Source organism: Polyangium sp. 6x1 (assembly GCF_029946515.1).
GTDB lineage: Bacteria > Myxococcota_A > Polyangia > Polyangiales > Polyangiaceae > Polyangium.
Window position 1 is genome coordinate 163,131 of sequence record NZ_JARZHH010000018.1, and the last position, 13,368, is coordinate 176,498.

The 13,368-nt window shown below is 66.5% G+C and carries 12 protein-coding genes; all 12 read right to left on the reverse strand.

The annotated features are described in order from the left end of the window. Window positions 1-5: 5 nt before the first annotated feature. On the reverse strand, window positions 6-428 hold the full coding sequence (locus tag QHF85_RS19240; protein ID WP_281328685.1) for an META domain-containing protein: 423 nt from the start codon (window positions 426-428) through the stop codon (window positions 6-8). A 143-nt stretch (window positions 429-571) separates the two neighbouring features. After that, window positions 572-1,258: a penicillin-insensitive murein endopeptidase gene (locus QHF85_RS19245; RefSeq protein ID WP_281328686.1), complete on the reverse strand. Its 687-nt coding sequence runs from the start codon at window positions 1,256-1,258 to the stop codon at window positions 572-574. Between the two features lie 22 nt (window positions 1,259-1,280). Beyond that, window positions 1,281-1,901 carry a hypothetical protein gene (locus QHF85_RS19250; protein ID WP_281328687.1) on the reverse strand — a complete coding sequence of 207 codons (621 nt, stop codon included), beginning with the start codon at window positions 1,899-1,901 and terminating at the stop codon, window positions 1,281-1,283. Beyond that, on the reverse strand, window positions 1,898-4,723 hold the full coding sequence (gene tssI / locus QHF85_RS19255) for a type VI secretion system tip protein TssI/VgrG (RefSeq protein ID WP_281328688.1): 2,826 nt from the start codon (window positions 4,721-4,723) through the stop codon (window positions 1,898-1,900). Before tssI (QHF85_RS19255) ends, QHF85_RS19250 begins: the two co-directional genes overlap by 4 nt. A 12-nt stretch (window positions 4,724-4,735) precedes the next feature. Continuing rightward, a complete protein-coding gene (locus tag QHF85_RS19260) occupies window positions 4,736-6,331 on the reverse strand; it encodes a DUF2235 domain-containing protein (RefSeq protein ID WP_281328689.1) in 1,596 nt (531 codons plus the stop codon). 18 nt (window positions 6,332-6,349) lie between these two features. Further along, entirely contained in the window at window positions 6,350-6,763 is a 414-nt protein-coding gene (locus QHF85_RS19265; RefSeq protein WP_281328690.1) for a hypothetical protein, read from the reverse strand. Beyond that, window positions 6,763-7,677 (reverse strand): DUF4123 domain-containing protein, encoded by a 915-nt coding sequence (locus tag QHF85_RS19270; RefSeq protein ID WP_281328691.1) that lies wholly within the window; start codon window positions 7,675-7,677, stop codon window positions 6,763-6,765. Before QHF85_RS19270 ends, QHF85_RS19265 begins: the two co-directional genes overlap by 1 nt. A gap of 3 nt (window positions 7,678-7,680) precedes the next feature. Next, a complete protein-coding gene (locus tag QHF85_RS19275) occupies window positions 7,681-8,073 on the reverse strand; it encodes a PAAR domain-containing protein (protein WP_281328692.1) in 393 nt (130 codons plus the stop codon). Window positions 8,074-8,088: 15 nt separating this feature from the next. Continuing rightward, window positions 8,089-10,311, reverse strand: a complete 2,223-nt coding sequence (gene tssI, locus QHF85_RS19280) for a type VI secretion system tip protein TssI/VgrG (protein ID WP_281328693.1) — start codon at window positions 10,309-10,311, stop codon at window positions 8,089-8,091. 121 nt (window positions 10,312-10,432) lie between these two features. Continuing rightward, a complete protein-coding gene (locus QHF85_RS19285; protein WP_281328694.1) occupies window positions 10,433-10,798 on the reverse strand; it encodes a DUF2752 domain-containing protein in 366 nt (121 codons plus the stop codon). Window positions 10,799-10,811: 13 nt separating this feature from the next. After that, the gene (locus QHF85_RS19290) at window positions 10,812-11,816 is read right to left on the reverse strand and encodes a DUF898 family protein (protein WP_281328695.1); all 1,005 of its coding nucleotides are present in this window, start codon (window positions 11,814-11,816) and stop codon (window positions 10,812-10,814) included. Between the two features lie 85 nt (window positions 11,817-11,901). Next, a partial coding sequence (locus QHF85_RS19295) for an OmpA family protein (RefSeq protein ID WP_281328696.1) occupies window positions 11,902-13,368 on the reverse strand: 1,467 nt, incomplete at its 5' end.

Below are 13,368 nucleotides of genomic sequence, written 5' to 3' on the forward strand. Positions count from 1 at the left end.
CTTCCTCAATCTTCTCGCTCGAAGATCAGCGTGCCCCGCCCATTGCCATACTCGATTCTCAGTTCATCTCCCGTGAGCTGGAAGGAGTCGGCCTGCTCCAGCGCGCGGAGGTACTGGCTTTCCCGTTCCATCACGCCCGCACAAAACATCCTCGTGCTCCCCGCGGATGACATCGAGAGCGTGTTCCCCTCGACCCTGTAGGAGGTAAAGTAGTAGTTGCAGGGGGCTTTGCCATTCGCCTTCCCGTCGGCCTGGAACACGAGTGTGACCTCGTTCCTGTCGGAGGGCTCCCACGCCGTCCTCCCCTCGACGATGGATTCGAGCTCCCATTGCGTATTCGCCAGGATGTTCGCCTCATTCGCCGCCGCAGGGGCGACCATCGACAGGACAGGCAGCATCGCGAACAGAGATCGCAGAACGTAACCCATGGTGGAGCTCCCACGCTCGCGTATGGACCATCGACGCGAACGTGCCTCGAAGCCGGAGCAATGCGCGAGCCCCGAGCGGGTCGGCGCGGATGTGCAATCCCTGCCCGAGCGCGAACGGGCGAGCGGCACGCCCGATGCTGGTGTCACTCCTCGAAGCGCACGTGCAAGTGATTGTGGTGCCCTTCCCAGAAGCGCACGCCGGCCATCTTCGAATCGTTGAACAAGATGAGCTTCAGGTTCGGCTCCGCGCGCAGCGCCTCCACGAGCAGCTTCGTCCGCGCGTGGCTGTAATTCGGATCCGTGATCGTCACCGGCGCCCTTCGCCCGTCCGCGCGCACCGGCCGAATGTCGACGTCCGTGCCGCGCCGATGCGAGCCGTGCGGCGCCATGCGCCCGCCTTGCTGGAAGCTGATGTCCCCGATCGCGATCTCGAACCCGTGCGGCCGCAAGACCATCGCGACGTTCCGGATCGATTGAATCGTCGCCGGCGTGCCCCAGACCCGGTCCTGCGGCTCGTACAGATAAAAATTGCCGTTTTCGCCCGCGAGCTGCACGAACGCCACGTTCGTCGCCTGGGGCTGATCGCCGAGCAACGTGCGCCAGGTTCGTCCGTGCGGATCGACGCGCCCGTCCGGCGAGCCGAGCCGCACGACCGAGCGCTGGAACGAGACGATCGCGCGTTGCGTCGCCTCGTCCAGGATCCCCGTCTCCGGCACCGCGCCCACGGCGGACATGATGTGCGCGTTCTTGTTGAGCTGCTTCTGGACGAGCAGCACGTCGTCGTGCGCATTGCGCCCGCCCTGGCCGACCGAACCCGTGAGACGATACATGGCAGCGCTCCTCCGCGGGAAATCAGGAATCGGCGAGCGAGGGGTCGATTTGCGCGATCTCGCAGATCGCCACGAAGGCCTTCCGGCGCGTGGCTTCGTCCTCCGAGCCGAGCTGGAGATACAGCGGCCGGAGGTGCCAGACGAAGGGATCATTCGACGCGCCCGACGCATACAGGAGAATCGAGCCCGCGCTCGACCGCGCGGTGGCCGTCGGATGATGCATGCAAGCCCAGGTGAGCGCGTCACGAATCTCGGGGGAGCGCATCTCGCGCGCGACGGCCATGGCGGCTGGCGCGCTGTCGTTATCTCCCGAGCGAATGACCTCGGCCACGATGGGATCGGCGGGACCTGCGTCGAGCTCCGCGAGCGCGAGCGCGATGGCCACCTTCATCCGTCCGCTGGCCTTCGGGAGCGCGGCCTTCATGGGCGCGACCGCGCCGCGGCATTCTGCCTTGGCGAGCGCTCGGGGCGCGCGTGTATCATTCTCGTCGAGCTCTCGCATCAAGAGCTCCTCTGCCGCGCGGCGCTCCTCTCCTTCGAGCGAGAGGAGCGCGGCGACGTCGACGTCCTCTCGCCACTGGAGGGATTTTCCCTCGACGCTCTCGACGAACCGCCTGAATGCCTCGGACCCTGCTTCGCTCATGACGATTGCTCCTCGTCGTCCTCGCTCGGCGCCTCGACGCTCGGCGGCGCCGGGGCCGGTTTGGCCAGCGCTTTTTCCATCGACACGGGGACGAGCTCGTACGTCTTCCCGCTCGCGTCTTTGTATTGCCCCGTGGGGCTCGCCTGGATCTGGAACACGCGGATGTCCGTCACGTTCGGGTTCATGGCGAGCTCCTCGATCTCTTGACGGACCACCTTGTCCATCGCGACCGGGATCTCCGCGAGGACCACGGTGACCTCGCCGCTCGCGCCCGCGGCGAACCTGCGTGACAGGATCGTCCACGCCTCGTGCTTGACCTCACGCGGGTCGTCTGCGGAGATCTTCGTCATTTCGATCCCGGCAGGCGTGGACTCGAGGTTCGTGGACGGCGTGCCCGCGGCGGTGCGCTGCTTCGCCACGTCCTCTGCGATGGCCCCGGCGTAGTCGAGGCCTCCCGACCAGAGAATCACCCCGTTCGGCTTCGAGGAGACATCGGCGACCTTCGCGAATTCGTTCAGGTAGTTCTTCCGCTGGAGCGCCGCATAACGCAGGTCTTCGGGCTTGGTCGCGAGGGCGGCCTTGAGCCCGTCCCACATCGACTTCATCTTGGCGAACACCGGCGCGTCCGGCTGCGCGTGCACCTGCCCGATCGACGGCTGCGCGTCCTCCGCCTTCGCGACCTCTTTCGGGTGGGACCCGTGTCCGTGCCCCGGCGAGCCGCCTACGTTGATGTCGACCTTCGTCCCCGAAATGACGATGCCGGTCGCGTCGATGCGGATGAACCCGCCCGGCCCCTTCAGCGTGATGTCGCTGGACTCGCCGACGGTGTTCTGGCCGGCCTTGTAATGGATCTCCTTGCCCGTCTCCCGCGCGTAGCTCCCGCCGACCTTCTCGTGTTTCTCCTGGTACACGAAGACCGAGTGATCCTTGCCCGTGCGGTCTTTGCGGTTCTCCTTCGTGCGGAGGTGCAGGTCCCACTCCGTGCGCTCGCGCTTGTGGCCCTTCACCACCGCGTCCATGTCCTTTTTGACGAGCAGGCGCCGGTGCGTGAAGTTGTACTCGACCTCGTTCTTCCGGATGAGCTGCCAGCGATTGCCCAAGGTGTGCGTGTGGTGCAGCCGCCCGGTCATCTCGTGCCGCTCGGCTTCGGTGTGCTGGGTGCGGTTGCCGCCGACGTTCTCGAACAAGAGGGCCTGCACGATCTTGTCGCGGTCGCGGCCCACGGTGTCGACTTCGTCGTTTTTCACGAGCTTGCGGAGGTTCTTCTCCGCCTGCATGTAAAAGAGCTCTTCGCCCTTCTGGTCCTCGTACTTGATCTCGTTGAAGCCGTTCATCGCCGGCATCGACTGGCTCTTCCACGTGCTGACGGTCTTGTGCTCCGGCAGCTTGTAGGGGACCGGCTTTTCAGCGTTGTAGACTCGTCCGGCGAGCACGGGGCGATCGGGGTCCCCCTCGATGAACGTCACGAGCAGCTCGTGCCCCACGCGCGGCAGGTTCAGCCAGCCATAGCCCGTGCCGCCCCAGCCCTCGACGACGCGGATCCAGCACGAGCTGTTGTCGTTGTAGAGGCCCTCCCGATCCCAGGGGAATTGCACGCGCACGCGGCCGAATTCGTCGACGTCGACCGCCTGATCGAGGTCGAGCCCCGAAGCGGGCCCCACGACCCGCACCGATTGCACGCCGAGCACCTCGGGCCGCGGCGTCACGAGCGGCGGGCGATAAGGCACATCCGCGAAGACCGCGTGGCCGAAGACGCTCCATTCCCCCTCGGCCGAGCCTTCGAGGATCGTGTCCGTCGTCAGCATCGGCCGCGCGACGTCGGAGTGTGGGTGGTGGTCGATCTGGAACACCACGCCCGGGGTCAGATCATTGAGGTTGCTCTCGAAGGCGATGCCGCCGCGATCGGCCCGCGCCGCCTCGAGCGCCCGCGTCGCCCGCTTCGTGCCCGTCGGCTGATCGTGCCTTGCGATGCCTTTTTCGTCCGCGATGGGCGTATCGCCCCCGCGCCCCGCCTCGACGAACATGCCTCCGGCGATGTAATGGTATTGCTCGAACCGCGCCTCGTCCCCCGCCTTCGGCGCCTCCCCGAAGAGCGGGTAATCGGGCCGCCGGAAATCGTAGTCCCGGATCACGAGCGCTCCGGGCCGCACGTCACGCACGAGGGAGATCTTCGAGACGAACTCCCGCTCGGCCTCCATCGTCGGGTTGTGCTCGTAAGGCACGGGCGCCCCGGGGCGCGGCGGGTTTTTGTGGAGCTGGTCGTTGAAGGTGAGCAGCGAGCCATTGTCATCCACGTCCGGGAACGTGTACGCGATGCCCGCCTCCTCCAGGATCCGGCTGACGAACGTGAAATCGCTCTCGCCGTATTGCACCCGGAACTCGTGCTTCGGGTATTGCCCCCGATCGATCTTCCAGGCGCGCCGCACGTTCCACTCGTCGAGGATCTTGTCGACGATGTCGGGGACCGAGAGGTGCTGGAAGATGCGGTGATTGCGACGCTGATCGAGCAGCCACAGGTGCGGGACGATCCGGAACTGGTACGTCGACAGCACCTTGGTTTGCCGGTGCTCCGCGTGCGTCTGCTCCATGTAGCTCACGTACCCGCTCCAGACGCGCAGGCCGCCGCCCGAGAGGTTCACGTAGCCGGAGCGCACCTTGAAGATCGCCGGCTGCCCGACGATGGCGCCGATGTCGACGGCCGGGTTTTCGCTGCGCACCCAGAGCGAGACCGTGAACGGCGTGGAGACCGCCTCGTGGATCGAGAAGCGGCGCACCACGAGCGAGGTCTCCCCGGAATCGAAGCTCAATTCGAAGAAAGCCATGATGACCTCGCCTCAGCCGTTCTGCGGCGGCAGGTGGTGGGGCCGCACTTTCACGCTGCTCGAATAGCTCGGCTGTGCCGCCGTCATGATGACCCTGCGCTGGAGCCGCGGCAGCTCGCCCTCCTCGTCCGCGCGCGGGGCGAGCGCGAAGAGCCAGGGGTGCTCGTTGACCATCTCCGACTGCGAGTCGTGGATGTACGTCGTGCGCAGGGCCTGGAATGCCGGGTTCGAGACGCGCGGGACGATGTTCGCCCAGGCCGGGTTTTGCGGGCGCCGCGGCGGCGGCTGGTAGAAGCCCATCGTGGGCATGCCCGTCACGGCCGCCGACATGTCGAAGGCCGGATACTCGGGCTCCGGCGCCGGCCCATACATCCGGATCATGTACTCCTCGGTCCGGAAGGAGTGGATGTACTGGCTCGTCGGCTGTTCCTTGTGGTTTGCCCAGTCCTTGTTGCTCCGGAAATCACAATAGAGGCGGTAGAGCCGGATGCACTCGCCCGTCGGCTCGGGGATGTCCTCGATGGGAACCGTGGCCTTCTTCATGGCGCGCCACATGTCCCAGAGCGTGATGAACTTGATGTCGCCCTTCTTCCGGTCGTCCCTCGTGGGCCCCGTGCGATCGAGGTACGAGCCGCCGATGTCGCTGTGGCACCCCGGATACCACATCTCGCTCATCCACTTCGCGTAATCGCGCGGGTTCTGGTAACGCGGGTCCGCCGGGTCGTCGTTCCTCCCTCGCGGCTTGGCCGGGTCCGAGTTGGGATCCATGAAGATCGACGTGAGCGGGAACTGGGAGCGGAACTCGTCCTCCGCGACGAAATGGACGCAATACTCGACGTACGTGTGATCGACGTCGAGCAAGAACGTGCCCGTCTCCCAGCCGAACATCGAGACGGTATCGTAGATCCCCATGAACTTCGGCGTGATCGTCGACGGATCGAAGCACTCGTAGAACTCGTCGAGGGCCGCGATCTCGTCCGGCTTGTAGAGCCGGAACTGCGAATCGGTGATCTTCTTGTTGAGGTTCGCCACGCGATTGGCGCGCACCTGATTGACGAAATCACGTGCGAGCGCCGCGCCGCGGCTGAAGCCGAAGACGTCGAAATACTTCTCCGTCGCCAGCTCGTTCGTCTGGTAGCTGTAGAACTCGGCGAGCATCCTGAGGCCCCATTCGATGCGAGCCTTGCCGCCGTGGCCGCGGGCGGTGCCGCGCGTGTTTCCCTTCCGATCCTCGGTCTGCGACTTCGGCTTCCCGTCCATCGTCTGGCCCATCGTCGGGTCGAGGCTCGGATCGACGGGGATCGCGTCGCCATTCCCGTCGTAATCGGTACCGACGCCGTGATGGTACGCCTTGTCGAGGACGGGTTGCCTCCTCGGGCCATATTTCTGGTACAGGTACACGACGTTCGTCGCGCCGTTGTCCCTGTTCCCCTCCGGCAAGGGGCGGCCGTTCTGACGCTGCTCGCGGCGCAGATCGGTCCACATGTTGTTGCCGGTGCCGTCGAAGAAAATGCCGATCCGGATGCGGCCGCGCGGGCAGCGCGCCTCCCCGCACGGCGACTCGAGCGGCAAGCCCTGTCCATTCTCCAGCGCTGCAAGCGCCCTCATGAACGCGTCGCCCATACGTCACTCCTCGCTGCCCGGATCGGCCATCTCACGATCCACGATTCGCCAGTACTCCGCCGCGTCGCACATCGCCTCCGCCTCGTCCCAGGCGCGCGGCGAGATCTCCCCGACGAGCCCCTCGAGGCGCTCCTGCTCGGGCAAAGACCCGTCCGCGAGCAGCCGCGTGATGGCGCTCTGCTCGTGGAATCGCGGGTTGATCAGCATCATGTGCGCCGTGAACACGGCCAGGCTGCGCTCGAACGTGAAGCCCCGCTCGCGCCCCTTCACGATGCAATGCGCGACCCGCCGCCGCAGGACGTCCGGCGGAATCAGCATGACGTCGCGTCGATAATGCAGGTTCATGTGCCGCACGATGCGATCGACGAACGCCGAGAACCCCGCGTCCCTCCGCTGGTTCTTCGTGACGAGGAGCATCAGCCCACCTCCGGGACGAACCGCGCCACCTGCCCGAATTCGTCCTCGAGCAGGAAGGCCCCGATCTCGCCGAAGAGCTCCGCCCGCTGCTTCGGCGTCGTCGTCGGCAAGAACTCCCGCAAGACGACGGGATCGTAGAACCGAAAATAATACTTCTTTCGTGTATCGGCGTCCGCCACCATCAAGAAGCGCCGGAGGTGCCGCCGCAGCTCCTTCCACCCGTGGGCGAACTCGATGAAGATCCCCCACCGATTCCCCCAGCCCTCCTCCACGAGCCGCGCGAGCAGCGAGGACGAAGGCTGCAATTCGACGAGGTGCGGCGCCACGTGCTCGAGCGCCTGGCCGTCGATGCCCTCGTACAGCGAGCGGTACGGATCCACCGACTCCCGCACGAGCGTCAGGATCCGATCCGCCCGCGCCGCGTCGAGCACCACGTAGAGCCCTTCGACCTTCTGCAATCGTTCGAGCGCTGCCTGCTTTCGAGCCGCCTTCGTTTGCTTGTCGCGGATCGCCCGCTCGCGGTTGTGCGCCATCCAGCGCGCCTCCGGCGGCGGCAGGTCCTCCGGATCCTCCGCGAGCAGCCGCTCGAGCTCGTCCTCCTCCGGCGGCGTCGCGCCCTCGAGGTACACCATGAAGTCGCTCTCGCCCGCGCGGATCCAGCTCCCGTTTCCGAGCTCCTCCTCCGCCGAGATCTTTTGACCTCCCACGAGCGTCCCCGTCGCGCTCGCGAGGTCACGCACCCAGGCCCTCGATCCGTCGTACGCGACCTCGAAATGCACCCCCGACATCTGTTTGTCCGGGATGATCCATTGCGCCTTGGCCTTCCGACCGACGCGCAGCGTGTCCCCGGGCGACAGCACCTTCTTCGTGCCGCCGAGAGATCCCCACCGAAGCTCGACGATCGCCCGCTGCATGGCTCAGCTCTCGCCGCGGTTCTTTCGCGCCGCCTCGCGCTCCTGCTTCGCCCGCTCGCACTCCTCGCAGAAGGGCTCGTTCGTGCGGAGCGTCTCGGCCTGCGGCGACGAGCCGATGTTCACCGTCGGGCAGCCCACCACGATCTTGCCGCCGTGCGACGTCGGATCCCCCATTCGCGCCGCGTCCTTCTTGCCGATCTTCACCGTCGGCTCGCCCTCCGACACCGAGTCGGGCGGCCCGATGCAGATGAGTTTGTCGCCGACCCGCGCCGCCGGCATGTAGCCGATGAGCACCGTCGGCTCGCCGCTGATCACCGGCCCGCCGACGTGCGGCTTCGGGCCCGGATCGACCTTGGGGCAAACGTGCATGTCCGTGATTCGCGCAGCAGCAGGCATGACCTTTTCCCCTTCCTATTGTCCGATGCCCTCGACACGCAGATCGATCGGCTTCGGGCGCTCCGGCTCGTCCACCACCGCGAGCTTCGCCTCGTCCGGCACGATCGGCTTCGATCCCGACCCGCTGCCCGCGCTGCCGCCGCTGTTGATGCGCACGAGGTTGCCCTTGATCGTCACCCCACCCGAATCGATCCGGATGAACCCGCCCGGGCCCTTCAAGGTCAGATCCTTGGCCGCCTCGATCACGATCGAGCTGCCTGCCTTGAGGTGGATCTCCTTCGAGACCTCGAGCGCCGCGTTCTTGGCGATCTTCTCGTAGTGATTCTTGTCGACCGTGAGCGAGAGCGTCCCGTCGACGCGCTCGTTGCGGTTGCCCATCACGTACAGGCTCGAGTCCTTCTCGACGCGCTCGCGGCGCATCTTTTTCACGACGATGTCCTGATCCTTCTGGATGAGGAGCTGCATGTTGCCGTCGGTGATCTCGTGCTCGTCGCCGTTGATGAGCTTCAAGCTGCCGCCGCCGACGAAGAGCGTCCGATCCTTGTCGGTGATCTCGACGCGGTTGACGCTCGTCACCTCGGTGCGCGTGCCGCTCGTCGACTCGACCTCGTGGCGCACGACGTACTTGTGCCGATCGTGGCCGATCGTGATGATCTCGTCGTTCTTGACGTACTTGCGCAGGTTCTTCTCGGCCTGCATCCAGACGAGCTCGCGCGTCTTGAGATCCTCGAACATGATCTCGTTGAAGCCATTTCCGCCGAGCGACGAGTTGCTCTTCCACGTGCTGCGCGTCTTGTACCTCGGCAGCTCGTACGGCACGATCTGCGTCGCGTTGAAGACGCGGCCCGTGATGATCGGCATGTCCGGATCGCCGTCGAGGAAGCCGACGAGCACCTCCTGGCCGATGCGCGGGATCACGATCATGCCGTAGCCCGTGCCCGCCCAGCCCTGGCTCACGCGGATCCAGCACGAGCTGTTGTCGTCGAACGTGCCCTCGCGATCCCACGGGAACTGCACGCGCACCCGGCCGAACTCGTCGACGTGGATCTCCTGTCCGGGCGGGCCGACCACGGTCGCGCTTTGCACGTTGTTGAGCTTCGGCTTCGGCGTCCGCATCGGCGGCCGGTACACGACGTCCGTGTAGACGCTCCGCGCCGAGATGCTCCACTCGTCCTGCGGGCTGCCCTCGATGCGCAGATCGATCACGAGCAGATCCGAGCCCTCGCCGATCTCGGGATGCGGGTGGTGGCCGATGTTGAAGATCATGCCCGGCGCGAGGTCGGGGCAATTCGTGTCGACCGCGACCTGCCTCCGGCCCATGCGCCGCCCGAGCAGAGCCCGATCCGCGCGCCCCTTGCCGTATTTCTCTTCGTGCCGCGCGACGCCCTTGTCGTCGGCGACCGGCGTGTTCCCGTCCGCCTTGCCCGTCTCCGAGAGGAACGAGCCCGGCTGGTAGACGTATTGCTCGTATTTGTCCTCGGGCGCGGCCGAGCGCGGCGACTGCTGGTTCAGCTCGTACGAGGGCCTGCGGAAATCGTAGTCGCGCTGCGTGTGGAGCCCCGGCCGGACCTCGTGCGAGAGCCGGACGTTCGTCACGAACTCCTTCTCCGACTCCTGGTTCGGCTCCTCGATGTACGAGATGGGCAAACCCCCGCGCTTCGGCCCCTTCTCCAGTTTGTCGTGGAACGTGATGTTCGTGCCCGCCTCGTCGGGGAACGTGAACGCGATGCCCGCCTCCTCCACGAGGCGGCTCATGAACGCGTAGTCGCTCTCGCCGTACTGGACCTTGTATTCGAGCTTCGGATACGTGCCGCGATCGATCTTCCAGACGGGCGTGATGCCCCACTCGCCGAGGAGTTTGTCGACGATGTCCGGGATCGAGAGGTGCTGGTAGATGCGATGACCACGACGCTGCGTGAGCAGCCAGGCCTTCGGCGCGATGCGCAGGAAGTACGTCGATTCGGCCTTCTGCCCCGGCAGCGGCGCGACGCCGTGGACCTGCTCGACGTGCGTCACGACGCCCTTCCACGTCCGCGATCCGAGCCCGGCGACGAAGCGCACGCCGTGCACGATCTTGAGCGACGCGTCCTTGCCGATGATGCCCTCGAGATCGACGTCCGGATCTTCGCAGCGGGCCCACACGGCGATCGTGGAGAGGGCCGAGACGCTCTCCTCCACCGTGAAGCGACGAACGGAGAGATCCGCGCCTGAAGCTACCTTGAGCTCGAGGATGGGCATGTTTGTAATCCTACCACGCGTGTCAGAGCAGAGAACAAGGGACTTTTCCTTGTTTTTGCGTCTACGCGCGCCATGCCCGAGCGGATTTTTCTATGGAGTCATTTGCCGCGCCGCGTGACGGTCAGGGCGCGGGCCCCCCGAACAGGCCGAGGAACCGCAGCACCCAGACGACCACGATCGCGACCGCGCTGCCGCCGGAGACGTCCCTGCCAAACCTTTTCCATCGCGCGTCGTCGAGGAAAAGCGCGGCGAAGACCGTGGCGACGGCCACGAGCGCGAGCGGCAGCGCGAGCGGATGGAAGGCGGTCGCGCCCGGGAGATCGAGCTTGAGGAGCGAGAGCGCCGCGCGCGTGAGGCCACACGCGGGGCAGGGGAGCCCGAGCGTGAGGCGGAGAATGCAGGTGCTTTGGGGGAGGAGGGCGAGGAGGGAGGCTATCGAGAGCGCCGGCAGGGCGAAGCGGAGCCGCTTTGCGGCGCTCTCGCGCATGCGATCGAACGCGTCAGGCGACGCGCTCCGCCTCCCACTTGAGGATGTTGCAGATACCCCAGGGGTAATAGATGTTGCACGTGAGCATCGACAGGATGATCGTGAGCAGGTACGTCCCGAAGAACCCGCCCGGATCCTTGCGGAACTGGTAGTTCCGGCCGTCGAACTTCGTGTTCTCCCACATGAACGCGAAGATGTTGTTCGCGAACCAGGGGCCGTAGATCCCGAACGTGCAATACACGAGGATCATGCCGAGGATGTACGTGCCGAGCAGCGAAGCCGGGTCGCCGTGGAACGTGAGCCGCCCCGGCTGCCCGTTCACGAGCACCCTGCTGTGCACGTACTCCTTCGTCTTCACGATCGCCCACGGCGTGTAGATGCCGCAGGTCACGGCCGTGAGGAGCGCGTTGATGACCATCACCTTCGCGAGCTCCTGCGGCGTGCCCGTGTACTGGCAGGGCTGGCCGTCGAGCTGGAGCGCTTCGTAATAGAAGCCGTAGAACTTGTTCGAGAACAGCACCGAGCCCGTGAGCACGGCCGCGAACAGCGCGAGCATGCCGATGAACGAGAGGGCCATCATGATGAAGCCGCCCGTCCGCGCGGCCGCCTCGATGGCCATTCCGATGCCGTAGAAGATGCCGAAGACGAAGTAGCCGACGATGGCCGGCACGATCGCGAAGAGCAGATACGTGCCGAAGAGCTTGCCGCCGTCGCCATTGAACATGACGCGCTGCCCGATGCCGGGCACGCCGGCGCCCATCATGCCCATGGGCGGGCCGGGCGGCGGCCCATAACCACCCTGCGGAGGCGCATACGCCCCCATGCCCGGAGCGCCGGCCGGAGGTTGTCCCCAGCCACCACCTCCGCCAGGCGGCGCACCGCCCGGAGGCGGCCCCCAGCCACCACCCCCGCCAGCCGGCGGCATTCCTCCACCGCCGGGAGGGTAACCACCGCCGGGAGGATAACCACCACCGGGCGGGTATCCCCCGCCGCCGCCACCGTAACCGCCTGGGTTCATCCGTGCACCGTCCCTGTTTGCGAGTCAGGGCGGAGCGTACAGCCCTCGGGGAGAGGGTGTAAAGATGGCTTCGCGCCTTTGGGCGCTAGATCTTCGTGGTCGAAGGGTCTTTCGCGTCCGTACCCGCCGTCTCCTTCTCCAGCGAGAGCTCGGAGACGCCGTCCTGGAAGCGGATCCGCGCGAGCATGAGCTTCTCCTGAAGCGCCACGAGATCGATCGTGGCCTTCGAGATCCGATCGCTCACCTCTTGCATCTTCTTTTCGAGGCTCTGCATGAGCGGCCCGCCGCTCTTCACGACCTTGAGCGTCACGATCTGCGCGTGCAGCTCGTCGAGGCGCTGCCGGTATTCGGCCATCTGCTCGCGCGACGTCGTGATGCGCTGCTCGAGGTTCGCCATCTCCTTCTGGAGCTCGAGCAGCTTCGTGACCGACTCCTTCAGCGGGCCCGCAGCCGCCGCACTGGAGAGATGCACGCGCACCATCTCCATCCCCACCGTGCTGCGGACGTCGGTGGTCTTGAAGAGCGGCGTCGCCTCCTCGATGTCCACCTCGACCTGCTTGCCGCCGGGGATCTCGACCTTGAAGAGGTACGACTCGCCGAACCGCTCCTGCGCCTGCGGCCCCTTCGACAGCTTGAACCCGGGCGCGACCGTGTGCCGCACGTACACCGTCGCCGTGTCGGGCAGGCGGTTCGTCATGACGAGCGTCTTCTTGCGCGTGTGGCGGACCTCGGTGGAGAACACGCCGCGCTGCACGCTGAGGATGCGGGCGATCTCGTCGCGCGTGTCGTCCTTGCGCTCCACCACGATCTGCCGGTCGAGCGCGAACGGCACGAACGCGAACGAGCGCGCCGGGATCGGATCGCTCATGCCCTCGCCGATGAACCGGCCCTCGCCGAACACGGTCACGGGCCCGCTCTCCAGCACCGAGTCGGTGGGGTTCTTGAGGCGCACCGCGCGGAACGGGAACGACGTGTTCCCCCGCGTGCTCTCCGGATCGTAGAAATAGACGAATCCGCCTTCGGTCTCCTCGCTCATGATCGAGACCATCGCGCTCGTCAGGCGCGGCACCGTCATCGGCGTGGGCGACTCGAAGTGCGACGTGCCGATCGGCTCGGCGCTCTTCGGCGCCGCCGCGTTCGGATCGAGGGTCGCCGTGTTCTGCATCTGCCCTTGCTGCTGGGCCTCCTCCGGCGCCTCGACGATCCGCACGCCGCCCGCGCGGCCCGCCTGGATGCCGTTGCCCACCGCGACGACCTGCGAGGGATCGAGCCCGGCGCGGATGAGCTGCTCGCGGGCGCGGTTCGCCCGTTCGAGCGAGGCGCCGTACTTGTCGCCGTCGCGCCCGTCGGCATAGCCCTCGACGACCACCTGACGCCGCGAGTTCCTGTACTGCGCGGCCAGCCGATCGAGGCCGGAGTCGTCCTTCGGCTTCTGGTTGACCATCGGCGGCTCGCGCGCCGGCGCCGTGGCCGTCGGCGCCGCGCGCCCGCGGCCGCCGCCGCCGCCGCCGAGGCCCCCGAGCCCGCTCGTGGGGCCCCCGTTGCCCTTCTT

Excerpts from the sequence above, each read along its gene's own strand:
- QHF85_RS19270 (WP_281328691.1), bottom strand. The coding sequence starts at position 7,677 with ATGCAGCGGGCGATCGTCGAGCTTCGGTGGGGATCTCTCGGCGGCACG.
- QHF85_RS19260 (WP_281328689.1), bottom strand. The coding sequence starts at position 6,331 with ATGAGGGCGCTTGCAGCGCTGGAGAATGGACAGGGCTTGCCGCTCGAG.
- QHF85_RS19265 (WP_281328690.1), bottom strand. The coding sequence starts at position 6,763 with ATGCTCCTCGTCACGAAGAACCAGCGGAGGGACGCGGGGTTCTCGGCG.
- QHF85_RS19275 (WP_281328692.1), bottom strand. The coding sequence starts at position 8,073 with ATGCCTGCTGCTGCGCGAATCACGGACATGCACGTTTGCCCCAAGGTC.
- QHF85_RS19240 (WP_281328685.1), bottom strand. The coding sequence starts at position 428 with ATGGGTTACGTTCTGCGATCTCTGTTCGCGATGCTGCCTGTCCTGTCG.
- QHF85_RS19285 (WP_281328694.1), bottom strand. The coding sequence starts at position 10,798 with ATGCGCGAGAGCGCCGCAAAGCGGCTCCGCTTCGCCCTGCCGGCGCTC.
- QHF85_RS19250 (WP_281328687.1), bottom strand. The coding sequence starts at position 1,901 with ATGAGCGAAGCAGGGTCCGAGGCATTCAGGCGGTTCGTCGAGAGCGTC.
- QHF85_RS19290 (WP_281328695.1), bottom strand. The coding sequence starts at position 11,816 with ATGAACCCAGGCGGTTACGGTGGCGGCGGCGGGGGATACCCGCCCGGT.
- tssI (WP_281328688.1), bottom strand. The coding sequence starts at position 4,723 with ATGGCTTTCTTCGAATTGAGCTTCGATTCCGGGGAGACCTCGCTCGTG.
- tssI (WP_281328693.1), bottom strand. The coding sequence starts at position 10,311 with ATGCCCATCCTCGAGCTCAAGGTAGCTTCAGGCGCGGATCTCTCCGTT.
- QHF85_RS19245 (WP_281328686.1), bottom strand. The coding sequence starts at position 1,258 with ATGTATCGTCTCACGGGTTCGGTCGGCCAGGGCGGGCGCAATGCGCAC.